Origin of the sequence: Hymenobacter glaciei, from assembly GCF_039539585.1 — a bacterium.
GTDB lineage: Bacteria > Bacteroidota > Bacteroidia > Cytophagales > Hymenobacteraceae > Hymenobacter > Hymenobacter glaciei.
Genome location: NZ_BAABDK010000010.1, coordinates 220,109 through 246,000, shown reverse-complemented (window position 1 = coordinate 246,000; position 25,892 = coordinate 220,109). Strand labels below are relative to the sequence as shown.

21 protein-coding genes are annotated in these 25,892 nt (G+C 60.2%); 10 read left to right on the top strand and 11 right to left on the bottom strand.

The annotated features are described in order from the left end of the window. The first annotated feature begins 4 nt into the window (after positions 1-4). From ABD837_RS05835 to ABD837_RS05810, 6 genes are all read left to right on the top strand, one after another. Positions 5-2,284: a GumC family protein gene (locus ABD837_RS05835; RefSeq protein WP_345051474.1), complete on the top strand. Its 2,280-nt coding sequence runs from the start codon at positions 5-7 to the stop codon at positions 2,282-2,284. Between the two features lie 102 nt (positions 2,285-2,386). Continuing rightward, on the top strand, positions 2,387-3,655 hold the full coding sequence (locus ABD837_RS05830) for a lipopolysaccharide biosynthesis protein (RefSeq protein ID WP_345051472.1): 1,269 nt from the start codon (positions 2,387-2,389) through the stop codon (positions 3,653-3,655). Then, positions 3,655-4,908 carry a VpsF family polysaccharide biosynthesis protein gene (locus ABD837_RS05825; RefSeq protein ID WP_345051469.1) on the top strand — a complete coding sequence of 418 codons (1,254 nt, stop codon included), beginning with the start codon at positions 3,655-3,657 and terminating at the stop codon, positions 4,906-4,908. The genes ABD837_RS05830 and ABD837_RS05825 overlap by 1 nt, the downstream gene beginning before the upstream one ends. Before the next feature lie 53 nt (positions 4,909-4,961). Then, positions 4,962-6,014 carry a glycosyltransferase family 4 protein gene (locus tag ABD837_RS05820; RefSeq protein WP_345051467.1) on the top strand — a complete coding sequence of 351 codons (1,053 nt, stop codon included), beginning with the start codon at positions 4,962-4,964 and terminating at the stop codon, positions 6,012-6,014. Positions 6,015-6,093: 79 nt separating this feature from the next. Continuing rightward, positions 6,094-7,212, top strand: coding sequence for a glycosyltransferase family 4 protein (locus ABD837_RS05815; RefSeq protein ID WP_345051464.1), 1,119 nt, complete (start codon positions 6,094-6,096; stop codon positions 7,210-7,212). Positions 7,213-7,252: 40 nt separating this feature from the next. Continuing rightward, positions 7,253-8,005 (top strand): DUF4184 family protein, encoded by a 753-nt coding sequence (locus ABD837_RS05810; RefSeq protein ID WP_345051462.1) that lies wholly within the window; start codon positions 7,253-7,255, stop codon positions 8,003-8,005. Here ABD837_RS05810 and ABD837_RS05805 read toward each other — a convergent pair. The 9 genes from ABD837_RS05805 to allB all read right to left on the bottom strand — a co-directional run bounded on the left by ABD837_RS05805 (position 7,971) and on the right by allB (position 18,539). Continuing rightward, a complete protein-coding gene (locus ABD837_RS05805) occupies positions 7,971-8,945 on the bottom strand; it encodes a DUF535 family protein (protein WP_345051460.1) in 975 nt (324 codons plus the stop codon). The genes ABD837_RS05810 and ABD837_RS05805 overlap by 35 nt on opposite strands. Before the next feature lie 166 nt (positions 8,946-9,111). Beyond that, positions 9,112-9,804 carry a sugar transferase gene (locus tag ABD837_RS05800; RefSeq protein WP_345051458.1) on the bottom strand — a complete coding sequence of 231 codons (693 nt, stop codon included), beginning with the start codon at positions 9,802-9,804 and terminating at the stop codon, positions 9,112-9,114. A gap of 414 nt (positions 9,805-10,218) precedes the next feature. Then, complete coding sequence (locus ABD837_RS05795; protein ID WP_345051457.1) at positions 10,219-12,117, bottom strand: heparinase II/III domain-containing protein; 1,899 nt, start codon at positions 12,115-12,117, stop codon at positions 10,219-10,221. 218 nt (positions 12,118-12,335) lie between these two features. Continuing rightward, positions 12,336-13,775, bottom strand: coding sequence for a DUF6986 family protein (locus ABD837_RS05790; RefSeq protein WP_345051454.1), 1,440 nt, complete (start codon positions 13,773-13,775; stop codon positions 12,336-12,338). 107 nt (positions 13,776-13,882) lie between these two features. Continuing rightward, on the bottom strand, positions 13,883-14,221 hold the full coding sequence (uraH, locus tag ABD837_RS05785; protein ID WP_345051452.1) for a hydroxyisourate hydrolase: 339 nt from the start codon (positions 14,219-14,221) through the stop codon (positions 13,883-13,885). Beyond that, on the bottom strand, positions 14,218-14,727 hold the full coding sequence (gene uraD, locus ABD837_RS05780; RefSeq protein WP_345051449.1) for a 2-oxo-4-hydroxy-4-carboxy-5-ureidoimidazoline decarboxylase: 510 nt from the start codon (positions 14,725-14,727) through the stop codon (positions 14,218-14,220). Before uraD ends, uraH begins: the two co-directional genes overlap by 4 nt. A 144-nt stretch (positions 14,728-14,871) precedes the next feature. Next, positions 14,872-15,618, bottom strand: coding sequence for a (S)-ureidoglycine aminohydrolase (gene allE / locus ABD837_RS05775; RefSeq protein WP_345051445.1), 747 nt, complete (start codon positions 15,616-15,618; stop codon positions 14,872-14,874). 290 nt (positions 15,619-15,908) lie between these two features. Beyond that, on the bottom strand, positions 15,909-17,192 hold the full coding sequence (locus ABD837_RS05770; RefSeq protein ID WP_345051442.1) for a Zn-dependent hydrolase: 1,284 nt from the start codon (positions 17,190-17,192) through the stop codon (positions 15,909-15,911). Positions 17,193-17,198: 6 nt separating this feature from the next. Continuing rightward, complete coding sequence (gene allB / locus ABD837_RS05765) at positions 17,199-18,539, bottom strand: allantoinase AllB (RefSeq protein ID WP_345051439.1); 1,341 nt, start codon at positions 18,537-18,539, stop codon at positions 17,199-17,201. Positions 18,540-18,788: 249 nt separating this feature from the next. On the opposite strand from allB, the gene ABD837_RS05760 reads away from it, so the two are divergent. From ABD837_RS05760 to ABD837_RS05750, 3 genes are all read left to right on the top strand, one after another. Further along, on the top strand, positions 18,789-20,207 hold the full coding sequence (locus ABD837_RS05760) for a urate hydroxylase PuuD (protein WP_345051436.1): 1,419 nt from the start codon (positions 18,789-18,791) through the stop codon (positions 20,205-20,207). A 112-nt stretch (positions 20,208-20,319) separates the two neighbouring features. Further along, entirely contained in the window at positions 20,320-22,449 is a 2,130-nt protein-coding gene (locus ABD837_RS05755; RefSeq protein ID WP_345051432.1) for an FG-GAP-like repeat-containing protein, read from the top strand. An 18-nt stretch (positions 22,450-22,467) separates the two neighbouring features. Continuing rightward, positions 22,468-23,511 (top strand): XdhC family protein, encoded by a 1,044-nt coding sequence (locus ABD837_RS05750; protein ID WP_345051427.1) that lies wholly within the window; start codon positions 22,468-22,470, stop codon positions 23,509-23,511. An 88-nt stretch (positions 23,512-23,599) separates the two neighbouring features. Here ABD837_RS05750 and ABD837_RS05745 read toward each other — a convergent pair whose 3' ends face one another. After that, on the bottom strand, positions 23,600-24,151 hold the full coding sequence (locus ABD837_RS05745) for a DUF4136 domain-containing protein (protein WP_345051424.1): 552 nt from the start codon (positions 24,149-24,151) through the stop codon (positions 23,600-23,602). Between the two features lie 345 nt (positions 24,152-24,496). Between ABD837_RS05745 and ABD837_RS05740 the strand changes: the two genes are divergently transcribed. Continuing rightward, on the top strand, positions 24,497-24,997 hold the full coding sequence (locus ABD837_RS05740) for a hypothetical protein (protein WP_345051421.1): 501 nt from the start codon (positions 24,497-24,499) through the stop codon (positions 24,995-24,997). Positions 24,998-25,081: 84 nt separating this feature from the next. Here the strand turns inward: ABD837_RS05740 and ABD837_RS05735 are convergent, their stop codons facing one another. Further along, on the bottom strand, positions 25,082-25,684 hold the full coding sequence (locus ABD837_RS05735) for a histidine phosphatase family protein (RefSeq protein ID WP_345051418.1): 603 nt from the start codon (positions 25,682-25,684) through the stop codon (positions 25,082-25,084). Between the last annotated feature and the right edge of the window lie 208 nt (positions 25,685-25,892).

Here is a 25,892-nt window from a genome sequence, read left to right as displayed (position 1 = left end):
CTTTATGCAGTATTCTGAAGCGCCCTCCGCTCAGCCGTCCCAAAGCGGCACTATCAACATCGCCGAAATTTTTTCGCGCTACACTCGTTACTGGTATCTGTTTGTGCTCGGTGTGCTGGCGTGCCTGTTGCTGGCCTTCCTGTTCCTACGCTATACCACGCCTAAGTACGAGATAACCAGCAAGCTGCTCATCCGCGACATTGACAAAAGCTCCAATTTTCTGTCGGGCAATCCGGCATTCAAAGAGCTAGACATTTTCAATTCGACGGCCAGCATCGAAGATGAAATTGAATCGCTGAAGTCGAACCGACTAATGCAGCGGACGCTGAACGAGCTTTCGCTCACGGCCACCTACTTCGTGCCTCGCCGCGTGAAGAACAAGGAGCTCTACGGCAAGGATTTGCATCTGCGGGTGCTTCTGCGCGAGCTAAGCCCCGCTGCCAACGCAACCGGCGACAAAAATCTGCTTAAAATCTTCGTAAAAGATTCCAGCACTTACGAATTGGAAGACAAGGCTACGGGCCGCTCGGTGCACCAGTTCGGGCAGGAGGTAACCAAGCCGTACGGGGTGTTCACCATCCTCAACACCGGGGGAGCGTCGCCGAAAGACAGCCTGATTATCATCAAGCTACACCGGTTGCGTGACCTGGCCGATGAATACGGCAGGAACATGACCGTTGAGCCCGTAAACAAGAAAACCAACGTATTGCTGATAACCCTGCTCGACGCCGTGCCGGAAAAAGGCAAGGACATCGTTACCAAGCTTATTGCGGTGTACAACCTGGAAAACCAGGAAGACCACAATTCCCTGGCCATCAACACGGTTCAGTTTATTGATAACCGCCTGCGCGACCTATCGGGCGAGTTATCCAGTGTGGAGCACCGGGTAGAGAACTACAAGAGCCGCAAAGGCGTGACCAACGTGAGCTCGGAGGCAGCGGGGTACGAAGAACAAGCCAAAGGCTACAACAAGCAGCTCTCCGACATTGCCATTCAGCTCGACGTGCTGGCCTCACTTGGTCGCTACCTCACGCCGCAGGCCGGGCAGTATAACCTGGTGCCAAGCAACCTAGGCCTGCAGGACCCGACGCTGGTGGCCTTGATAAGCAAGTTTAACGAGCTGGCGCTGGAGCGTGAACGCATGCTGCGCACCACGCGGGTCGACAACCCTTTGGTCATTAACCTAAACGACCAGCTCACCAACCTGCGCGGCAACATTCTGGAGAACCTGCGCAACATCAAACGCGGGCTGGAGCTCACGCGCAACACGCTGGCGTCGCGCTCCGGCCAGTTCGAGTCCAGCGTGCGGCAGGTGCCTACCATCGAGCGCGAGTTGCTGGAAATCAGCCGGCAGCAGAGCGTGAAGCAGAGCCTGTACCAGTACCTGCTGCAGAAGCGGGAAGAATCGGCGCTTTCGGTGGCGGCTACGGCTTCCAATACCCGGCTTATCGACCCCTCTTTGGCAAGCCGGGAGCCCGTGAAGCCGCCGAAACCCATTGTGTACGCGCTGGCCTTGTTGGCCGGCCTGCTACTGCCTTTCGCGTTCATCAGCGTGCGGGGGCTAACGAGCAGCGTGGTTGAGAACCGCACGGCGGTGGAGCGCACCACCAGCACGCCTATTGTGGGCCAGATTGGGCACTTGCGCAAGGGCCAGAGCATTGTGGTGAGCGACACCAGCGCAAGCCCGGAAGCCGAGAATTTTCATTTTCTGCGCAGCAACCTGCTGCTGCATTTGCGCGAGCAACCCAGCCAGGTGATTGGCATTGGCTCGGGCGTGGCCGACGAGGGTAAAACCCTGGTTGCCCTGAACCTGGCCGCCAGCCTGGGGCAAGCTGGCCGGAAGGTCGTCGTGCTCGACTTCAACTTACGCCAGCCGCATGTGGCGAGCTACCTGGATAAGCCAGCCGACGCTGCCGGCCTGACCAACTACCTCTCAAACAACAGCCAGCCCCTCGAAGGCTTGGTGCATTCCGCTGGCCTGGGAGCCAATGTGGACTTGCTAGGAGCCGGCCCGGCCGTAGCGGTGCCCACCAGCCTGCTCGGTAGCCCCCGGGTGGCGCAGCTGCTGACGGCTCTGCGGCAGCAATACGACCACATTATCGTCGTAACCGCGCCGCTGGGCACGGTAGCCGACACCTATTCGCTGGGCTCGCACCTCGATGCGTTCCTGTACGTGGTGCGCCTGCGACGCAGCCGCTTCGAGCACCTGCGCCTCATCGAGGAGGTGCGGCAGCAGGGCAAGCTGCCCACGCCCCTGCTGGTGCTCAACGACGGCCGCGCCTAATACTACCGTGGCGCGCCGGGCTACTTCGGTAGCCTTCCGACGCGCCGTTGCAGGCTGCACCTTTTAGATTCTTATATAATACGCTTTCATTATCGGGTCATTATGAACGTGTTGAAGATTATTAAGTCGTCGCCGGCCTTTGTGCTGCCGGCGGTTATCAACCTGATAAGCCTGGTTGCTTTCACCCGTCTGCTGTCGTTGGAAAACTACGGGCGGCTCTCGCTGGCTTTGGTGAGCATCGAGTTTTTGCAGGGTATTCTGTACATGTGGGTGAACATGTGCGTCATGCGGTTTAACCGGCCGGAGGACAAGTTTTCGTCGATTGGCGTGGGCCTGCATTTCAACGCCAGCATTACGGCGCTGCTCCTGGCCGCTGGCGTGGTGATGGTAGGCTACAGCCTGGTATTTGGCGGCGTCGACCTCCTCTACCTCGAAGCCATTCTGCTGGGTGTGGTAAGCCGGGGCGTGGGCAATTTCATGCAGGACTGCCACCGCATCTACTTCACCGACCTGAAGCCCTACACCAAGGTAACGGTGCTGGCCAACGCCTGCTACTACCTGCCGGCCGTGCTGGTGCTGCTGCTGCGCCGGCACACCTCCATCAACGAACTGCTGCTGATTCAGGTCAGCGGCCTGCTGCTGTTCGAGGCGCTGCTGCTGTTACGCCACTTCCGCGTAGTGCTGGTGCAGCTGCGCCGCACGCACCCCTGGTCTATCTATCAGGAGTTTCTGAAGTATGGCCTACCGCTCGTTGTTTCGTATGTAGCACTCAGCATGTTTGTGCGCATCGACCGGTTCATCGTGCAACACAACGTGGGCGCGGTGGCCCTGGGCACTTATTCCGCGGCCTTCTCGCTGTCCAACCTCGCCATCAGCTCCTTTTTCCTGATTCTGACGCTGCCGACGTACCCGGAAATTATGAAGAAGTTTAACGCCGGCGACAGCGAGGGTGCCTTGGCCATTTACCGCAAGAACGGGCGCATCATCCTGCTGGTGAGCGGGCCCTTGCTGCTCTTCTCTTACCTGTTCAGCGAGCAGCTATGTGAGCTGTTTTTCGGCAGCATCAAAGGCGCTAAAGTAGCCGTCCTGTTTCCCTGGGTGATTCTGAGCACGTTCATGTTCAACTACAAGGTGCATTACTACGACCAAGTGTACCAGTTTTACAAGAAGACCAATGTGGCCATGCTCATCGGCGTAAGCATTGGCGCAGCCCACCTCGGTGTTGGCTACCTGCTGTCGCGCGCGTGGGGTGCCCGTGGGGTTTCCATATCGGGCATCTGCCTCAGCAGCCTAGCTATTGCTTTCACCCTTTACTACCGGCACTACCGCCTGCGCGAGCAGCCACAGGCGCTGGTGCTGCAAACCACCTGATGGGACCTTACGCACTGCCAAATCCGGGAGCCGGAGCCGGCATCATCAGCATGCGGGGCCTGCAAAAGACGCTATTGTTCTTGCTCATCATCGTCTGCTTTATGGGCATGGAGATGCTCGAGAAGTTTGGCTACGTAATGGGCGTCAATGCCACCAATACCTTCACCAAGCTGCATCCGCTGGCCTATCTGGTCACGTTGCTGGTGGTGGCGAATGTGCTGCAGTTTGATTACAGCATTTTCCGGAATCTTTTCCTGAGCAAGCCGGCACGCTACTACTTTCTGGTGCTGCTGACCCTGCTCATTTACCTGGTGCTCACCAATACGGCCAGCAACGTGGCCTACATCTACGATTCGCTGCTGCTGCCCATTCTGGTGGTTTCGTACATCCGGTCGCTGCCGTCCGACATTGCGGCCAAGGCGCCGCACTACGCGCTGGTGCTTATTCTGGTGAACTCGCTGATGGCCATTGTGGAGCGGTTGTTTTCGCAGAACTTCTTTCCTTTTGAAGAAGGACTATTTCACGACATTTTCCGCTCCTCGGCGCTACTGGGCCACCCGCTGAACAATGCCCTGATTACGTTCGTCTTCGTCATCTTCGTCCTGCTGATTGACCTGCCCACGCTCCGGAAGTGGGTGTACCTGCTCATTCTGCTCACGGCCCTTATTTGCTTTGGCGCCAGGGGCAGTCTCTACGTGGCGGTGGTGGCCGTGGTCGTGCTCTACATCTACCCGCTGTTCACCTCGAGCAAGCCCTATTTCGTCCAGTCCAGCAAGCTGGCGGTGGTCGTCATCCTGATTGTGTCGGTGCTGATGATGGCCTACCTGATTCTGTTCACCTCGTTTGGCGAGCGCCTGATTGACGCTTCCTTCTACGACGACGACAGCGCTGGTGCGCGCCTCGAAGCCTTCAAACTACTGGAATTCAGCAAGCCCTTCAGCTACATGTGGGCCCGCCCGCAGCCCCGCATCGATTACCTGCAGGACATTTACGATGTTAAAATCATCGAGAACTTCATCATCGTCTGGCTCCTGAAATACGGGCTGGTTTTCACGAGTCTGCTCACGATTGGGCTGTTCTTTTTTCTGTCGCTTTCCAGTGGAGTGCGCAACTGGTTTTACGCCTTTGCAATGGTGGGCCTTTTTCTGTTAGCAGCGGCCACTAACAACTCCCTGGCAGTGAGCACAACCGCGCTTTCCCTGTTCGCCATCATCTTTTCTGTGCCATCCGACCGGTATCGGTTTGTGCTGTAGCCCGTCACCAATATGCTTCTGCTTACCAGAGCATTGGAAGGGAAATTTCATTTATGAACGTTGTACATCTTATTTTTTCGCTGGGCGTCGGGGGTGCCGAAAACCTGTTGGTTGATATTGTCAACCAGCAGGTGCAGCACGCCCGCGTCGACGTAATTGTTGTGAACCGGGTGTACAGCCCGGCCCTTATCCGGCGCATCGACCCGCGGGTACGCGTGACTTGCCTGGACCGGGAAGTGGGCAACAAATGGAACGTGCTGCCCATTCTGCGGTGCTGGCAACTGCTGGTATCGCTACGACCCACGGTGCTGCACTGCCACAACGATGACATGATGAAGCTGGTGCGCCCCTGGAAAAACCGGACGGTGCTGACCGTGCACAACGTAGCCGAGCCCACTACCTACCTGAGGTTGTACCGACAGATTTTCGCCATTTCCAAGGCCGTAGAAGAAGACCTGACGCAACGGGGTAATCCCGGCTCCGTGGTGGTGCTCAACGGCATCGACTTCACCGCCTTCGCACCTAAAACTACTTACGACGGCTACCAGGACGAATTCCGGCTACTGCAAATCAGCCGGCTGCTGCATACCGAGAAGGGCCAGGACGTAGCTATTCGGGCCCTGGCCGCGCTGGTGCGCGACCCACGCTATGCCCACGTAACGCTTAGCCTGGTGGGCGAGGGGCCGTCGCTGGTGTTCCTGCAGGAGTTGGCCCAGGAGTTGGGCGTAGCCAGCCAGGTGCATTTTTTGGGCGTACAGGACCGGGGCTGGATAATGCAGCACCTGCACACGTTCGATGTGTTGCTACAGCCCTCCTACTCAGAAGGGTTTGGCTTGACCGTGCTGGAGGGCATTGCGGCCGGCTTACCCACGGTAGCCTCCAATCTGGAAGGGCCCGCCGAAATTATGCAGGGCCTGCCAACGGGCTTTCTCTTTACGCCCGGCAATCCCGAACATTTGGCCGACCGACTGCGCGAAGTATTTGCGCTGTACCGCGAAGGGCAGCTGGCAACTCCAATCGCCCGCTCGTATGAGCTGGCGGAGCAACGGTTCTCTATAAAATCCACGGCGGAGAGCTACCTGCGGCTTTACCCCCGCTCCCGCTAAGCATTGGCCGTGCCTGACCAGGCACCCCTGCCGCACGCCACCCGCTACAATCAATTACTCCTTTACAGTCAGCTGACACTTGGCAATTTCCGCATCCCCTGCTGCTTCCCGCACCGCTCCCCTCCGGGTCGTAGTTATTGGCCCCAGCGTTGAGCGCACCAAAGGCGGAATGGCCACGGTTATCAACGACCAGCTCCACGCCGACCTGCCCACCGTGCAGTTCCAGCACATTGTTTCGCACGTCGAGGGCAGCAAGTTCGAGAAGTTGCTCTTCGTTGTGCGGGCACTCTGGGCCTTTTTTACCACGTCCCAGGTCGATGCCGTGCACATTCACGTGGCATCGGCAGCCAGCTTTTACCGCAAAAGCCTGTTTGTATGGGCCGCCCGGCTCCGGGGCAAGCCCGCTTTCCTGCACGTTCACGGCTCCAACTTCAACTCGTTCTACACCGGCTCGGCGGCCCCGTTGCGCGCCTACATCCGGTGGGTGTTTGCCCAGTGCGCGCGCACGCTGGTGCTTTCCGAAACCTGGCGGCAGTTTTTCACCCAGCACATTGTGCAGAACCGGGTCGAAGTGCTGCACAACGGCGTGCACGTCGACCGTTTCGAGGAGTGCCGCACGCCCATGGTCGATACTTCCCACTTTTTGTTTCTGGGCCGCCTGGGGGTGCGCAAAGGCGTATACGACCTGCTCGAGGCCATTGACCAACTCGTGAACCAGCACCAGCAGCGCCACCTGCGCTTCTTGCTGGCCGGCGACGGCGAGTTGGCCGAGGTGCAGGCCCTCATTGACGCCAAGCAGTTACAGGAGCAGGTGCAGGTACTGGGCTGGATTGACAGCCAGGGCAAGATGGAGCTGCTCAAGCAGGTGAGCACCATGGTGCTGCCTTCCCATAACGAAAACCTACCCATGGCCATTCTCGAAGCCATGGCGGCCGGCAAGGTCATCATCAGTACCACCGTGGGCGGCATTCCCGACCTGGTAAAGTCCGGCACCAACGGCTTCCTGATTACGCCGGGCGACGTGCCCGCCCTCAGCAGCTCCATTCTGCAGGTGAGTAGCAACCCCACCCTGGCGGCGCGCATTGGCGCGTGCAACATTGCCTGCGTTAGCAACTCTTTCAACCTGCGAACCATCAACGAGCAGCTGGCGCAGCTATACCAGGCCGCTATTGCCGAGGCCGCCGGCACCGTCCGGTAGGCCAGCTCCGCGCACTGGCAAGGTCCTAGTATCTTTTCGTATGCCTTTCACCCTGTTTCATCCGGCCTGCGTGCTGCCCTTGCGGCGGCTGTCCCACCGCTGGGTTTCGCTCACTGGCCTGGTGGCGGGCAGCGTGGCCCCCGACTTTGAAAAGTTTGCCAAAATGCGGGCCTGCAATGCCTATAGCCACACCTGGCTCAGCATTCTGTATTTCACTTTACCGGTAGGAATAGGCCTCACGTTCGTTTTTCACCTGCTGGTCCGCGATGAGCTGACGCGCCATCTGCCAACGGCCCTCCGAACCCGGTTCACCCGCTTTGGTCGTTTCGATTGGCCGCAGCACTTCCGGCGCTACTACCCGGCAGTTGTGTTTTCGGTGGTGTTGGGCGGCGTTTCGCACCTGCTCTGGGACAACTTTACCCACTGGAAAAGTCCGTTTGCCTCGTGGTTCCCATTTTTGAAAATGCCCTTTTCGTTGAATGGGGTGCACTTCCAGGGCTTTGTAGTGCTGAACGCAATCAGCTCGCTGGCCGGGATGGGCTACCTGCTGTGGTTGGTGCGCGGGCTACCGCAACAGCCCGTAAGCGACCCGTTGCCGGCCCGTGCCCAAGGCAACTACTGGTTGCTGCTGGCTGCCGTAGCCGTCCTGATTGTGGGTATCAAGTTTCTGCTGTTTGCCAGCCTGGGCGACATCTGGGACCAGATAATTACCTGCTTTGCCGCCCCGGTATTCAGCCTTGTCCTCACTTCGGCTTGGTTTAAAGTGCAGCCTCAGCCAGGTCCGTTGCAATAAGCGCACTGCTCACTTCCAGCTCCGCATCCTCGGCCGGCGAATGCAGGCTGATAAGAGGCTTCGCGGCGTTGGGGGCAGCAAATGTTGCTAGCCAGTACTGGGCCACCTGCTCGCGCAGCTCCCGCTTGTACTTGCGCTTGCGCAGGGTGCGGTTGCGGTGGTTGCGCCGAATTTCCTCAATGGGGCGGTCGGGCGGTGGTACCGGCAGCAGGTAGATGCAGTCGTTGCTACCAACTTCCCCTTTGAACTCCTGCCAGAACGCGTCGTAGTCGAACCAGCGGTACACCCACTTTCCAGCTTTGCCTTCCGTGCTCACGCCCCCAGCGCACTCAATGCCCCAGGCAAGGGCCAGGCCATACGCAGCCTGAACCAACAAGGTAGCCGGCGTGCTCTCATACAGGAGCTTGGTGGCGCGCCTGATTTGCTCGGCATTTGCCAGGCCCTGTACCTGCGTGAACAGCATGACCTGCGGCGCAGTAGCACCTACCGCCGCTCCGGGCGCAATCACGAAGGAAACCACCTGTATGATGGTGCCATTCATCGAGAAATGCAGCGACAGCTCGGCTTCGTAATCGACGTGAATGGGGAAAGACAGCGAAATGGAGAATTCCTCCGAATCGACACAATCGCGCCACAGCACGATTTCCTGGGCGAGCGCCGGAAAAAAAGCCGCGTTGGCCTGCTCCTTCAGGAACTGATAGTGGTTGGCAATGACGGCTAGCCGCGTTTTGCGCCCGAAGCTAACGGAGGCATAAGGCGAGAGGTACTTGTGGTAAAAGCGGGGCTGACGCTGCAGCAAGGGGCCCAACGGCAACTGGGCAGTAGCCTGCTTTAATGCGCGAAATTCTTTATAATTCAGCACGGTAAGCACCGGGCTTACGGCGTACAAAAGGGGCATGAGGCCCAGTTTGTCGAGCGTGTTGCGGAGTGCGGTATTCATGGGAACTGGAAGCGCTGCCGCTCCCACCTGTAAGGCAATTGGGTGTGTTGCAACCGGCACCAGCAAAAGCCTGCGGCCCGGCTACTGGAAGCTGTAGGTGCCGGCTTAGCGCACCGTTGGGCGGCGCGCCAGCTGGTAGCTCCAAGCTGCGGAGGAGAAACTTCGCTTAATAAGCGTTTTCGTGCCCGAAGCAGGCCTGACGCACGGTTTTGAGCACAATCTTCACATCGAGCTGCAACGACTGCTTCTTGATGTACTCTATGTCGGCTTCTACCCGCTTCACCATTGCATCCATTTCTTTAATCTCGCCACGGTGGCCCGAAACCTGAGCCAACCCGGTGATGCCGGGCATTACCGCGTGCCGGTCCATGAAATTGCCAATCGTTTGCGAGTAAACCTCCGTGTGATGCAGCATGTGCGGACGCGGGCCCACCACCGACATCTCGCCCTTGAGTACGTTCAGGAACTGGGGCAGCTCATCGAGGCTTGACTTCCGCAGGAAGTTGCCAACTTTCGTCACCCGGGCATCGCCTTTTTTCGCCTGCAGCTTGTCCGAATCGGCATTAACCCGCATGCTACGAAACTTCAGGCACCAGAATGGCTTGCCATCCTTACCAGTCCGCAACTGCTTGAAAAACACCGGCCCATCTGAGCTCAGCTTAATTAGCAAGGCTATAATTGGGAAGAGCCAGCTGAATACAAATGATATTACCAATAAGGCAAATACAAAGTCAAATACCCGCTTTGCAGGAAGCGCAGGCTTAGTTCTTTGCGACTGAACGGCGGTGAATGTGCGTGAGTGAATAATGGGGTCCGAAACTGCAGATGAAGGTGAAAGCAGAAAGTAGAGTTGCTGCATTACAAGTAGACTTTATAAATTTTTCGCTAATAAATGACACCACAAAACTAATATACTAGAGGCTCAGGACCAAGAACAATTTAACTAATCCGCGTTTAAATAGAAGGTTTATTTGCCAACAGCGCTGATGAAACCATGATTTTGGCGAACTGAAATAGTTTTTATTTCAACAATTGCCCGGCAATCCCTCGCGTAAACACCTGTTAATTAACATAAATGAAGAGTTGGATTTTGTATAGTTATAATCGCATAATGTTTTTATCGCAACGCGTCTTTTGCAACCAAATTGTGGCAGTATCGTAACGCGTGCGCTTCCCGCCCCCTCAAAAAGTGACGGTTTGGAAAGGAGTTTGACGCATTCCGCTAGCCCAGCATACCCACCGTTGTCCTCAACTGGCTGCCCGTCGAGGAGCGCTACCGACGGGTTGCCCCAACTGCCCGCCGGGGCCATTCGGCCAAGGTTGGGAGTGGGCCGGTAGGAGGAGCACCCGCACTCCCGGGCAGCAGCAGCACGGTGAGTCCGCTGCGGGTGGCGGGCGGCAGTACTACCTCGAAGCCTACCAGCGTGGTGCCAGGGTTTGGGGCATCATAAGCTGCCGGTGGAGCAGTCGACCAGGTTTTCAAGGTGATGGTTGCCGGCGCCTGCACAATCAAGCGCAGGGTTTTGCCATCCTGGCGGAGTTCGGCTTCCTGCGCACTGCGCAGCTTCACGGTGGCCGCTGTGAGCATGGCCCAGCGCACGGTAGCAGCGGCGGCCGTCGTGGCCAGCTCATCGCGCACTATTGCGTAGCGCTGGTCGACGATGGCGACCCCGCGCTGCGCCACCCGTAGCGGGGGATACAGCTGGCGTAAGTCGGCGATGGCGCTCAGGAACCCTGGTTGGTCCGAATAGCTGATAAGCGGTGCATAACCCTGCACCGCCTGGGGCTGGTTGTTGAGGACGAGCGTACTATGGGCCGGGGTGGAGTAGCGAAACACGCTCCAACGCTGCGCTCCCCAGATTTGGACGCCCTTCGATTCGAGGCTTTCGTACGACTGCACGCCCAAATCGAGGCCCCAGCGTACCCCATCGGCTTCAAAAACGAAAGAGCCCACGTCCATGTGGCCGTGGTTCACGCTGGGCGAGCCGGCTTTCAGCCCCAGGAAGATGGCGCCGGGAGCCGTCCAGGAAGTGCGCAGCAGGGCTACGGGATTAGGGCCCCGGCCGACCCAAGTGGTGGCACCGGGTGGCTTTACTGCAGCCCCACTAAGGGAGCTGCTCCACAGCAGCAGCGTGGGCAGCAGCGGGTTGTGCGCAAACTGGCTGGGGCTGGCGGCCCGTAGCCACGCTTGTTCGTGCCACAGCAACTCGGGGCGGTGCAGCCGGGCTGCAAACCAGTACATGGCGGGTTGCAGGGTACTCGTGGGCTCGCAGTCGGAATAATTGAACGGCTGGCCCGAAGGGCCGGCCATGTGCAGGAAATAGTCGGCCGTTTTTAAAAACCCTGGCTGGGTAGCCAGGCCAAAATCGCGCCCGAAGCATTTTTCCAAGGCATTTATCAGTAGCACGTTGTAGCTGGTGCCATAGGCCCAGTAGCCATAGCCTTCGGGGTAGGCGCCATCTGGGGCATAGGCCTGCATAGCCAGTGGCACGGTATGAATAGCGCGGTTGAGTACGGCACTGGCCAGCGTGGGCTGGTCTTCGTAAATCGCCAGCGCGCCGAAAACCATCCCGGCGTTGCACACCTGGTTCCAGTTGTTGCTTTTTTGCAGCCAGTCGTTGTGCTTCGCATCGAACGAGGGCTGCAGGCCCTTTTGCACCAGAGCATTGCGGATAATCCGCCGGGAGGCCTCCGGCAGCTCCGCGTAGAGCCAGTCGTAGCCCAGCGCGACCCCCATAGTCAGTTCAGCCACGTCCAGAAAGTGCGAGGGGTTCCAGTCGGAAAAGGCCGCAACGGCCAACAGCTCCTGTTCGGCCCGTACCCGGTACTTCGCCTGGCCCGTGATGCGCCACGCGTAGCTCAGGTAAAACTCGCGGCGCAGGCACTCGCGCGCCACGCTTAGCAGGCGGCGGCCGGTGAGGACACGCTGCAGGCAGGGCTCAGTAATCAGCTTGTCGCATTCAGCAAGAATGGCCTGATGGGTTGAGCGCAGCGGCAATTGCTGCTCCAGATGCTGCCGAATCAGCTCTTCTTCGCCCTTCAGCAGCAAAAGCCGGGGATGAGCCGGAATGGGCATGTTGGCCAACACCGGGCCGGGCTGCGGCGCTTGCGCCACCACCCGAGCGCCTGGCAGAAGCAGACACAGGGTGAGGCTCAGAAAAAAAATCCTCATAAGGCAACGTCTTAGCGAGCGCAAGTTACGGCCAGCTGCTGACAGCGGCCTTTTTGCCAACTCTTCGGGAAAGGCGGCAGGTAAGCAGCGGCCCGGCACATGACTTCGACACAACAGCACCTGGCAGGAACAAAAGAGCCCATTGCTGAACGCAATGGGCTCCTTATTAAAATCGCAGCTGGTACGTTGCCTCTTCAGCAGCCCACCAGCAATACTGACTATTTCGCAGCCTTCGCGCGGCGGCCTTCCAGAATGCGGAAGAACGAGCGGGTCTGCACCTCTTCCAGCGTGAGGCCGGTGGCGAGGATTTCCTCCTCTGAAATCGCGCCGCAGTTCAGGGCTTTGAGGAAGAAATTGAGCAGGCCCTGGCCGGTAGCGGCATCGTCGAAAATGTCGCCGGTGAGGGTGGAAATGGCGGCGCGCTCCACGAAAGTTTTTAGGCGGAAAACCGCGTCGTCGTAGCTGCTGAGGAAGAAGTTGTAGGTGGCAGCGTAGCGCATCGGCAGCTGCGCGGGGTTCAGGTCCCAGCCCTGGTAGAAGCCGTTGATGAGCGAGTGCGTGCTGTGGTGATAGGCCTGGCGCCAGGCGTTGTGCACCGACTCGCGATTTTCGCGCAGTTGAGCAAACGTCAGTTTGTCGCCGCGGTGCGGGCCAATGGGCATCACGTTGGTCGCGCCATCCGAAAGGAAAATACCGGTGCCGCCGAGAGCCACTTTGGTCATGTGGTGGGCGAAGTCGTTCACGGGGTGGCCCATGGTCTGATACTTGGCCGTGATACCGCAGCTCGCCGTGTAGTCGTAGGTGCCGAAATGGGCCGCCACGCAGCGCCCCTCGCTGGCCCGGATGATGCGCATGAGCGGGTTGCGCCCCTCCTCGTCCATGATAATCTGGGTGGCCTCCACCATCGTCTCCATTTTGAGGGTGCCCGCTTGCAGGCTATTCGCCTGCTCCAGCAGCTCAAACAGGCGCACCATGGTGGTCATTTGCTCCGGGATGGTCACTTTGGGCAGCATCACCACGAAATTGTTGGGCAGCTTGCCGCCGGTTTCGGCCAGCAGGGCAGTCAGGAAGATGTCGAGTGTACGCACGCCGCGCTGCTTCAAATCCTCGGTGAAGGGCTTGATGCGAATGCCAATAAACGGCGACAGCGTGCCCTGGCTCATGCCTTTGGCTACTTCCTTGGCGGCGCGCACGGCGGTTTCGTCCTCCTCGGCATCGGGCCGGTTGCCAAAGCCGTCTTCGAAATCGACGCGGAAGTCTTCCACGGCCTCGCGCTTCAGCTTCGCCACAATCTTGTTATACACCGAGTAGGCCAGCCAGGCGGGCTCCTGCTTGCGGTCCTCGGGGCTCATGGCGTCGAGCTTGGCGGTGAGGGCGGCCACGTCGGCTTCGAGGTGCGGCAGATGCTCGTGGTTTTTGAACTGGAGTGCGCGGGCCAGCTCGACGAAATTGGGCGCGTAGGTGAGCAGGTTATTAAGGGCAATTTCGCCCATCTTCACGCAGGTATCGGCTTTAAAGAGGTTGGCGCCGCCGTACACGGTGTGCACGGGCTGGCGGTCGGGCCGGTCGCCGGGGTACGTGTGCTGGAACTTGATGTTGGCCGCGCCCAGTTGGTCGAGCAGGGCGGCTTTGTCGGATTCGGGTAGGCTGAGTTTCATGGTGGGAATTAAGATGTAGCGCGAAGCTCCAGCTTCGCGTATCGTTGAACGGTAAACGTTGTAATGGCGTGGCCGAAACGCGAAGCAGGAGCTTCGCGCTACCTCGTTCAGGAGCCGCGGTAGGTGGAATAGCCGAACGGATTGAGCAGCAGCGGTACGTGGTAATGCTCGCTGCCGGTCACGTTGAACACTATTTCCACAAAGGGGTAAAAATTGGCGGTAGCGTCCTGCGCGAAATATTCCTGGGTGTAGAATTTCATCTTGTACACGCCGGGGGCTACCGTCTTTTCCTTGGGTAACAAGTCCGGAATGCGGCCGTCGGCGTTGGTTTTGCCGCGCGCGATTTCCTGCCAGTTATCGCCGGCCTGCTCCAGCAGCGCGATGCTGACATTGGCCGCCGGCTTGCCCTTGGTAGTGTCGAGAATATGGGTGGTGATGTGGCTCATGCGGCAAGGAGTTTTTCGAGGCGAATGCGGGTGATTTTATCCTGCTCGCCGGCGGCAATCAGGATTTCATCGGCGGGGTTGTTGGGCATACGGGCTTGCAGCAGGGCCAGCATTTCGTCGGCCGTTTTGCCGGTGGCGCACACAATGAAGATGTAGCCGAACTTGCGCTCGTAGTCCTCGTTGCCAGCCGATAATGCCTCCAATGTTGCTTGCGAAGCTTGTTTTACCGAGGCTTGCTCGCCTTCGGCCCAGGTGCTGGTGCTGGCGAATTTGGCGCGCAGCGCTTCCACATCTCCGCCGATTTTGGGGTGGTGGGTGAAGGCTTCGCGCCAGTCAGCTTCGCGCAAGCTGTTCCACTGGGTTTGCGCCTGGTCCATCAATGCTTTGGCATCAGCAATGGGGAACTGCGCGACCATGTGCTCCACCCAGGCGGTCGAGCCGCAGCACTTTTGCAGGGCTTCGATGAGAGCAGTTTTGGGGAGGTTATTTAATTCGGTCAGGGTCATTTGGAAACGTTAGGGGCCGTCATGCCGAGCGCAGCCGAGGCATCTCGCTCGCATTGTTGTTACGATTGAATCACTGTGGCACGCGAGATGCCTCGGCTGCGCTCGGCATGACGTTCTTTCATACGCGGACTCGCAGAGTCCACGCTACAGCACCGTCGGGAAGCGGTTCACGTTTTTGTAGTAGATGTATACCGACGGCTCCTGGCCCATAGCCGTGGCCCACTGCTGGCAGTAGGGCGCCATCCAGATGGAGTCGCCTTTTTTGACGGGGTACCAGCACTGGTCGAGCATGTAGATGGCCTGGCCTTCGAGGTACATCAGGCCGTGCTCCATGATGTGGGTTTCTACCATCGGCAGGTTGCCGCCGATGCCGTAGGTGAAGATGTTCACGGCCATGTCGAAGCCCGGCACGTTCGGCAGCAGTTCCTGGATGCGCAGGGCCTCGTCGTTCATGTACACCGGCGCTTTGCTGTAATCGCGCGCGCCCCAATAGGTGCCCGGCGTGGCGTGCCCCACCAGCGGCTCGTACACTTTATGGAAAGTTAAAAGCTGCGTTCCGGCCTCCGGCTTGCTGAAATCATAGCTCTGGCCCACCGGCACGTACACGTACTCTCCCACTTTCAGCGCGCGGGTTTCGCCGCCCACGGTGGCCGAGCAGCCGCCTTGCACCACGTAAAAGAATATTTGCGAAGCTTCCGTCTGGCCCTGCACCTGGCCAGCTTCGGTGAGGGTGATGAGCGTCTGGCAGAGGCGCGCCCCCATCTGCTCGTTGATGATGACGTTGGTGGTGCAGCCGGTCCAGCCGGGCACGTTGCTGTTGATGTAACCGTCGGGGGCGATGATGGCGTGGTTGCGCTTCACAACCGAGCGCGTCAGGGCGGGCATTTCCATGTTCTGGGTGGGAATCAGTTGGGATTGTCGTTGCGAATGGAGCGCAGCGGGATGCAGCAAACCTTCCTCAATCACCCCAAAGATTCGGAGTGCGACAAATAAAAATCAGAAAAACAAACCGTCATGCTGAGCGAAGCATCTTTACCGCGAGAGTAAATCATTTACTGCTGCGGTAGAGATGCTTCGACAAGCTCAGCATGACGTTCTCTTATTGCGAGTCGGCGTAATAAACCGGCAAAGCGGGCGGCAATTTATCACTTCTGAGCGGTACTTGCTCCGCGGCAAAGGAATTAGCTGCGCTTTCCGTCGGTTGCTTCGGCCTGCTGCCGGGCCACATCCACGGCCAGCCGCCCCAGAAACCGGTCGGCTACTTCAATGGCGGCGGTCAAATCGGTCAGTTCTACGTCCTCCAGCGGGTTGTGGCTGATGCCTTTGTAGCAGCGAATGAACATCATCGTGGCCGGGGCTACGGCCGAAATCGGCACGGCGTCGTGGCCGGCACCGCTCACCAGCGAAACCACTTCGTGGCCGGCATCGGCAATGGCTTCGGCCAGGGTTGCGTTCAGGCTCTCGGCACAGGCCACGGGCGCGGTTTTCTGCACCAGGTTCCAGCCCAGGCCCACATTGCGCTGGGCGGCCAGGGCTTCGGTGTAATTCTTCAGCGCCCCGTAAGCATCAGCCAGTTGCACGGCATCGGGGCTACGCAGGTCGAGGCTGCACACCACTTCGCCAGGGATGACGTTGCTGGCGGCGTGGCTCAGGGCCAGCTTGCCCACGGTGGCCACCAGCCCGCGCCCGTGCTGCAGGGCAAACTGCTCGGCGATGAGGATAAATTCGGCGGCGGCGCAGAGAGCATCCTGGCGCATGTCCATCGGCACGGTGCCGGCGTGGCCGGCCATGCCGGTAAACGTCAGCTCAACGCGCATCTGGCCCGCAATGGCCGTAACCAGGGCCACCGGAATCTGGCGTTCCCAGAGCACCGGCCCTTGCTCAATATGCATCTCGAAATACCCCAACCAGTCGTCGGCCGGAATGGAGTCGGCGGCGATGCGGGCTGCGTCAGCCTCCATTACCTCCAGGGCGCGAGCCAGGGTGATGCCACCGGCATCGGCGCGCGTCAGCAAGCCGTGGTCGAAGGTGCCGGCCACTACGGTGCTGCCCAGGTAAGTTGAGTGAAAACGTACGCCTTCCTCGTCGCTGAAGGCAATCAGCTCGACGTGGAAAGGCAGGGCTACTTGCCGCTCGTGCAGGTTTTCGAGTATGTCGAGGCCCATGAGCACGCCCAGCGGACCGTCGAACTTGCCGGCATTAACTACCGTGTCGATGTGCGAGGCCAGCACGAAGGTTTTGGCCTGCGGACTGGCGCTGGCCAGGCGGGCGCGCAGGTTGCCAATGCCGTCGAGGCGGGTGGCCAGGCCGGCGGCTTCGCACCAGCTTTGCACCAGCGCCCGGCCCTGCAAAAACGCGGGCGTTCCGAAGGTGCGCGTCACGCCATCGGCATCCTCGCTGATGGCGGCCAGCTCGTGAATGCGCGCCATAATGTGTTCGGCGCGGGAAGGATAGTCGTGCTCCATAAGCGGCTAGCGGGTTAAGAAAGTACCGTGGTCGAGGTGCAGGAAATCGGGACGCTGGAAAACCAGCTCGCCGGCCATAATAGTTAATTCCACCACGCCCGTCAATTCCTGCCAAAGGTAAGGCGACACCTTGTGTTTGTGCTGAATCATTTCCTCGCGCACCACGAAGGTTTGCTCGGCGTCGAATACGATTAAATCGGCATCAAAGCCGACTGCAATCTGACCCTTTTTGCCGGCCTGGCCAGCAAGTTTTGCGGGGTTAGAGCTCAGCCAGCAGGCCATATCGCTGAGGTCGGCCCCGCGCTGGCGGGCGGCCGTCCAGAGCACTGGCAGGGCCAGTTGCAGCGAGGCAATGCCGCCCCAGGCGGTGGTGAAATCGCCGCTTTCAAGCTGCTTGAGGTCGGGCGGCGCGGGGGAGTGGTCGGTAGCCACAAAGTCGATGATGCCGGATTGCAGCGCGGCCCACAGTTGGTCGTTGTTGGCCTTTTCACGGATGGGCGGGGCGCATTTGAACTGGGTCTGGCCGTCGGCAATGTCCTCGGCGTTGAAGTAGAGGTAATGCTGGCCGGTTTCCACGGTCAGCGGCAGGCCCTTTGCTTTCGCCGCCGCAATGGGCGCGATGGAATCAGCCGACGACAAGTGCACGATGTGCACCCAGCAGTTGAACTCCTCGCACAGGCGAATCATCATGGCGATAGCATCATCTTCCCACTTTTTGGGACGCGAGGCCAGGTAGTTCGGGTACGAGCGGTGGTCGTTCTGCTTCCAGTCGTCGTTGTCTTCCGATAGTTCGCAGTGCACCAGCAGCGGCAGCCGGTGCTTGGCCAGCATGGGCATCACCCGCCGCAAGTCGTCCTCCGTCGCATTCGGGAAATCATCAATCCCGGAGTGCGTGAGAAAGGCCTTGAAGCCAAGCACGCCGGCCGCAATCAGCGGCTCAATCTCGTCGGCATTGCCCGGCACCACGCCACCCCAGAACCCCACGTTGCAGTGCAGCTGACCTTTCGTGGCCGCCTTTTTTAATTCCAGATTGGCTACCGAAGTGGTGACCGGCGCGGAGTTCAGCGGCATATCGACCAGCGAGGTGAGGCCGCCAGCCAGTGCGGCACGGGTGGCAGTATTGAAGCCCTCCCAGTCGGTGCGGCCGGGCTCGTTGATGTGGACGTGCGGGTCGATAACGCCGGGTAGGATGGCGCGATGGCCGGCATCGATAACTTCCGTGGTTGGCGCAACTTCCGCCTCATAAGGCAGCAGGGCGCTGATACGACCGTTTTCGATGAGAATGGTGGCGGCGCGCTCGCCTTCGGGCGTGACCACGCGCTGGCTGCGCAAAGCTAGAGTTGACATGAGTAAGGGAATTTGGCGCTAAATTGGGGGCTTTTTCCCGGTTTAATTAATTGATGCGGCCTGCGCGGCAACGTCCCGGGAAAAGAACGTCATGCAGAGCGCAACGAAGCATCTTGCGTGCTTCAACTAATCCTGTCGATTGGATTGCGTTGCGCACGCGAGATGCTTCGCTGCGCTCTGCATGACGTTCTGAAATACCTCCACCCTTTCCCCATTCTACCTAGAATCCCCCATTACCCGCTTACCCCCATGATTCAAACGATTACCTTATTTGCCCTGCTGCTCACGTTTCTGCTGCTGCTGGGCGTCATTTTCGCCTTGCAGCGCGTGGCCAAAACCCGGCCCAACGGCGGCGCGGTGGGCCAGAACGGCTTCACCCTGGAAGGCTACTCCTATGCCCTGATACTGCTGGCGGTGCTGGCGGCCGTGGGCATCGGCTACGTGCTGGCGCGCGACTCGCCCTGGGCTGGCCACATCCTGGAGTGGCTCAACATCGTGGTACGCCTCATGCACATCACCTTCGGCATCGCCTGGATTGGCGCCTCGTTCTACTTCGTGTTTCTCGAAAACGCCCTCAACCGCACCGACAACGTGCGCGATGAGCTGGCCGGCAACCTGTGGGCGGTGCACGGCGGCGGCTTTTATTACTTGGAGAAATATAAGTCAGCCCCGCCGGCAATTCCCAAAAGCCTGCACTGGTTTAAGTACGAGGCCTATTTCACCTGGCTGTCGGGGTTCAGCCTGCTGTTCGTGGTGTATTACTTCAACGCCAGCTCGATGCTGATTGACCCGCGCGTGCTCGACATCTCGCCCATGGCGGGCGTGGGCATTGGTGTGGGCTCGTTCATTGCCGCCTGGCTGATTTACGATGGGCTGTGCCGCACCGAATTTGTGCGCAGCCCCTGGTTCAAAGTTGTGGGCTTTATCATCGCCACGGGATTTGCTTATTTCTACGCGGAGGTATTCAGCGCGCGGGCGGCTTACATCCACTTCGGGGCCATGCTGGGCACGCTCATGGTGGGCAACGTTTTCTTCACCATCATCCCGGCCCAAAAGGCCATGGTGAAAGCCGCTACCGAAGGCACCCCGCTCGACCCGCAGCTGGGCAAAAACGCCCTGGCACGCTCGCTGCACAACAACTACTTCACGCTACCGGTGCTGTTTGTGATGGTCAGCAACCACTTCCCCAGCACCTTCGGGCACTCGTACCCGTGGGCTATTCTGGCGGCCATCACCCTGGGCACCGCCGGCGTAAAGCACTGGCTGAACCTGCGCGAAAAGCACCAGACCGACACGGCGGTGTGGGTGCTGCCCGCCGCCGTGGCCCTGCTGCTGGGCGTGGTGTTCGTCACGGCCCCGCCGGCCCAGTCGGGCGGTGTGGGCGGGGCCAGCTCCTGCACCCAGGAAGTCGGCATCAGCCAAGTGAACCTGATTGTGCAGAAGCGCTGCATTCAGTGCCACTCGTCGCACCCGACGGATGACGTGTTCAAATCCCCGCCGAACGGCGTGGTCTACGACACGCCAGAGGACATTATTCGCCTGAAGGATAAAATCATGCAGCGTGTAGTCATCACGAAAACGATGCCCCAGAACAACAAAACCCAGATTACCCAGGAGGAGCGCGACCTGATTCGGTGCTGGATTGAGCAGGGCGCGCAGAATAAGTAAGGCGCGGCCAGGTGCGCTTATGGCAACGGGCAAATGGCCGCCGGCCCATTTCCGCTCACCATTTAGCCGGCCGGATTTCATCGGTTATTATTCTATGGCAGCTATTTCTATCATGAGGACCAGTCTCTTCGCCGGCTGTTTTCTGGCGGTATTGAGCGCCGTGGCCCAGCCGACCATCTCCCCCGCGCCCAATGCCCGGGCGGCGGCCCGCACCGGTGCCGTGACCGTCACGTTCGGCCAGCCGCTTGCGGCGGGGGCCGCCAATGCGCTCAAAGTATTTTCGGCCCAGCGGGGCGGGCTGCGCAGCCGGGGTAATACGCCGGCCACCGTAGCGGGCAATGTGCTCGGCTTCGCGCCAAGCGCGTTTCCCTTCCTGTCAGGCGAACAGCTGCGGGCGACTGTAACGACGGCCGCCCCGCTGACGCAACCGCTGGTATTTCAGTTCACGGCGGCCGTGGGCGGCCAGGGCCGGGGCAGCTTCACGGCACCGGCCAGCAACCCGGAGCCCACTACCGGGCAGTACCCCACCGGGCTGGCGTTTGGCGACGTGGATGGCGACGGCGACCTGGACCTGCTGGTGGCCAACTCAAACGACAATACCGTCAGCATTCGCTCCAACGACGGCACCGGCAACTTCACGGCGGTGCTGCCCAACGTGGTAGTTACCAATGCGCCGGTTGGGCTCGTGCTGGCCGATGTGGACAGCGACGGCGACCTGGACATTCTTACTTCGGGCATCGGCAATGGCGGGCTGGGCAGTCTGGTGTGCATTCGAAAAAACGACGGCACCGGCCGGTTCATCACGCCCCCCGACGACACGGTGGCCGTGGGCAGCTACGCCTCAAGCCTAGCCGTGGGCGACGTGGACGGCGACGGCGACCTGGACTTCTTCACCTCAAATGCGGGAAACAGCACCATCAGCGTGCGATTCAACCACGGCACCGGTATATTCAGCCCCAGCTATACCGACCTGCCGGTGGGCTACCTCTGTTTTCGTATCGCCGCCGGCGACCTGGATAACGACGGCGACTTAGACCTTGTCACAACAAGCAACGGCACAAACAGCGTCTACTTGTCTTTCAACAACGGGCGCGGGGGATTTACCAGTACGCTGGGGTTGGCCGTGGGCCTTTCCCCGTCGGGCATCGCCCTAACCGATGTGGATGGCGATGCCGACCTGGATATCGTGACAACCAACAGCACCAGCGGCACCATCACTACCCGCCTTAACAACGGGCAGGGAGTATTCACGGCATCATCGCCGTTGCCCGACGTTCCGGTTGGCAGCACCCCTCTGAACCTGGTGGCCGGCGACCTAGACGCGGACGGTGACCCCGACCTGGTCATCATCAACCGCGGTGTGGCTGGGGCCGATTTCACCACCATTCTACTGAATTCCGGCGCGGGCCGCTTTGTGGTGGCGAGCACCGTGCCGGTGGGCAAAGCCCCCGAAGGCATTGCCCTGGCCGATGTGGATGGCGACGGCGACCTGGACTATGCCACCAGCAACATCACGGCCCAAACGGCCAGCGTGCGCCTGAACGGCGGCACCTCGCCCCGGCCCGACCTGCGCATCAGCGGGCCGGCCACCATTTGCCCGGGGCCAGCGGCGGGTATTACGCTTAGCGCGGCCGGCACGCCCACGCCGGTGAGCTACCTGTGGAACACCGGCGCCACCACCAGCAGCATTTCGACCGGACTGCCGGGCACCTACTCGGCCACTGCTCTTTTCGCGGATGGGCAGACGGCCAGCGCCCAGCAGGCCGTGGTGGCAGGGGTGGCCGCCCCAGTAGTTTCGCTGGGCCGCGACACCACCCTGTGCGATGGCACCGTGCTGGTGTTGCAGGCGCCGCGCGGCCTTGGGCTCACCTATGCCTGGTCGGATGGTTCGACGGGCGCTACCCTGCCGGTGGGCACGGCCGGCACTTACTCGTTGCGGGTGAGCACGGCCTGCGGCTCGCAGCAGGCCAGCCGCACCATCGCCGTACGCGCCTGCCTGCAGATTCCGACCATCGTTACGGCCAACGGCGACAAGCGCAACGACCGTTTCGAACCAGTGGGTTTGCCGGCGGGCAACTGGACCCTGGAAGTGTATTCGCGCTGGGGCCAGCGCGTGTTTCAGCAAAGCGCATACACCAACGAATGGGGAGCGGCGGCAGCCCCTGGGGTATACTATTACCAGTTGAGCCCCGCCAACGGGAAAACCGCCGCCTACCGCGGCTGGGTTGAAGTGGTGCGTTAAAAAGCTTTTCTCTTCGCCATGCCCGCCTCTCCCCGCGACCTGCCCGTCTGGACCCTCGCTGCTGCCTGCCTGCGGGCCGGCACGCCGGTGGCCCTGCTGGCCGTGCTGCGCAGCGAAGGCAGCAGCCCCGGCCGCCAGGGCTTCAAAATGGCAGTGACGGTTGATACAGTTGCTGGCTCCATCGGCGGGGGCATCATGGAGCATAAATGGGTGGAACTGGCCCGCCAGCGCCTGCGCGAGGCCGACAGCTCCCTCCTGCTGCGCCCGCAGGTGCACCGCCGCGAAGCCCCCACCGACCGCTCGGGCATGATGTGCTCGGGCGAGCAAGACGTCCTGCTCTGGCCCCTGCAGTCCGCCGACTTGCCGGCCGTGGCCGCCATCGAAACCAGCCTGCAGATCCTCAGCGGCGGCTGGCTGGAGTTGAGCGCAGCGGGCAGCCTGCAGTTTTTACCGCCCGTCGAAACCAGTGTAACCGAAGAAACTGCTGGCGCTACGGCGACTGGATTTGTGGCTGTCCCGAAGCAACCCGCTTTCTACGACTACCAGTCGGGCGTGGCGTGGCACTACCGCGAGCGGCTGGGCTTTCGCGACCAGCTCACCATTGTGGGTGGCGGACACGTGAGCCTGGCGCTGTCGAACGTAGCGGCGGCGCTCGACTTTGAACTAACCGTACTCGACGACCGCACCGACCTGCCCACCTTCGAAAGCAACCACGCCGCCCACCAGCGGCACATCATCGACTACGAGAACGTGGCGGCCGCCGTGCCCGCCAACCCGCACCGCTACGTGGTGGTGATGACCGTGGGCTACCGCACCGATGCCGTAGTGCTGCGCCAGCTGCTCGGCCGGCCCTACCGCTACCTGGGTGTAATGGGCAGCGTAGCCAAAGTGGCTGAGCTGCGCCGCGGCCTGCGCGAAGACGGTTTCTCCGAAGAAGCCATTGCCCGACTACACGGGCCCATTGGCCTGCCCATCCAAAGCCAGACACCCGAAGAAATTGCCATCAGCATCGCCGCCGAGCTGATTCAGGTGCGGCGGGGCGCTGCGCTTAGTGAGGAATGAGGAATGAGGAATGAGGAATTTCTGACCAGTTCGGTCATCTTCCAATTCTTCATTCCTCATTCTTAATTCTTCATTAAGCGCAGCATCCCTATCGGTCTGAGTCGCTGCCGCCGTCGGGGTTATTGCTCTTGGCGAATTCCTCGGTGAAGATTCGGTAGCGGTCAAGGATGGAGCGGACCGAGCGTTTGAGCACGATTTCGCCCATGGGGCCGTCGGGCACCGTCACGCCCGAGGCGTAGCCGTTCCAGACGGCGCGGTTCGATTTCACGTCGATGAGGGTGACGAGCAGCGTACCCTCGGCCAGCAGCAGGCGCACGGGCTGGTAGCCCCGGCGCTGGTCTTCGGGGGTGTCGTCGTTTTCCTCCACGTTACGCTTAATCCACTGGCTGAGGTCTTCCTGGTCGAAGCCGTGAAAGCGCATGTCGCCCTCGTACACCCGGAAGTTCACCAGCATGTCGGGCCGGCGGGCCGCCCGGCGGTAGCCCTGGGCCCGGAAGCGCTGCTCGATGGCCTCGCGCAGTGACTGCCCCAAGTGGCTGGTATCGGCAATGAGACCCGTGCCAGTTACAAAGTCGTAGGTGCGGTAGTGGCGGAAATTGCCGCGGTAGCTGTAGTCGGAATCAACGCGGGCTTCGCGCATTGCAGCGCATCCGCTCAGTGCCAGAACGGCGCATACCAATAATGTAATAATCGACTTCATATTGCTGGAGAATTCGAGTGAGACAATGGACTTTCAAGTTACGAAACCTGAGGCGGTTAGTATTGATAATTTGATAAAAAAAGGAGCGAAACCCGGCGAGATTGTCAGGAACGCCTTTTGTTATTTGCTTGGCTGGGTCAGGCAACGATTTTGGCCTGTTCCCTCCTGCGCGACCGGGGTACGGGGGTAGTTCTAACTTGCCGCCTTTCGCCAGCTAATCCAGGGTGGCCACTTCCCCGAATCGAGTTAATGGGTCCTTCTTTTCGTTTGCCACTAATCGTTCTGATGCTGGCAACCGTTGCCTGCCAGCGCGCAACCTACCCGATGCCGGCGGCCGGCGGGTTCGCGGCCTACCAGGCCTCCGCTAGTTCGGCTACTTCAACCCAAACCACCACTGAGACAGCTGTAACGAGCGGCCCAGCAGCCCCCGCTGGCCCGGCAGCCAGCCCCAGGCATCCGGCCTTCAAGCTCAGGCAGCGCATCCTTTCCCTTCAGCCGCATGCGCTTAGCCCAGCTACCCGCGGCCGGGCGGCGTCGGCGGTGCCTACTGCTGCTCACCGGCGTGCTTCGTTTCGCAGCCGGGCCCCGGCCATGAGCGAAGACACCATGTTTGGGCTCTTTTTCTACGGCATTGGCGCGCTGCTCGTGGTGGCCGGGCTAGCCCTGGCCATTGGCTCGGGTGCCGGGCTAGCGGTTGTGGGTGGTGTCGTACTTGTATTGTTGGGCCTATGCTTGGCGCTGTTTTGGCTGTATGCAACGGGCTTAGGCAAAAACATGGGGCATTAACCGGCAATACCTAGCTCAATACTGCGCCACCCTGATTGGCAATGCCCGAGCCGCCCTGGAGTTTGCCGGAGCTGCGATGCAGGCTTACGCCCCCGGGCAAATAGCCGAGGGCCGGATGTGCTGCCGGCTTTTGCTTAACACCGGATGTTTGGCTTTGCCGCGGGCCCCGCCGCCGCTAAAGCTGATGGTCCAGATGCTATCGAAGTCGGCATCGGGCCAGTCGCTCACGTTTTCGAGGCCCAGGTCTTTCGCAATATCCACGATGCAGTGATGCTCCCACACCACCAGCACGGTGCCGCGCAGCTTGCGCAGCTGCCGGGCAAAGGCCTTGGTGTTGGCCACCATGAAGTCGCTGTTGATGGTGAGGTTGTGCTGCACGGCGTAGGGCATCACGGTTTGCAGCATGCGCACGCGGGTCGTGTCCCTATCGTTGGTGCCAATGACGGGCACGAAGACGAGATTGGGCGGCGTGGGCATCAGTTGGTTGAGCACGGCCGGCAACGCCAACGCCCGGTTGAGGCCGGCGCAGGAAAGATTGTCGCCCTCGGCAGGCTTTTCGCCGTGCCGGATGATGACAATGCGCAGCACGGGGGCCGGCGGGGCAGCAACCACCTTCGGGGCAAACGGCTGGAGCTTGGATATCAGGTACAGCCGGGCCTTATCAGACGCAGTGATTTTTGGCATCATGGGGAAGAAAGTGGGAACTGCCCGGTTTGTTGAGCCGCAAGGTAGCGGGCAGGTTGTGCCGGGTCAATTGCCAACCAATCAAGCACGCCATGCTGAGCGCAGTCGAAGCATCTCTACTGCAGGGGTCAATCAATCGATTGGAATGCTTAGCGCGGTAAAGATGCTTCGACTGCGCTCAGCATGACGTTCTCGGAAACAACTAAAAGAC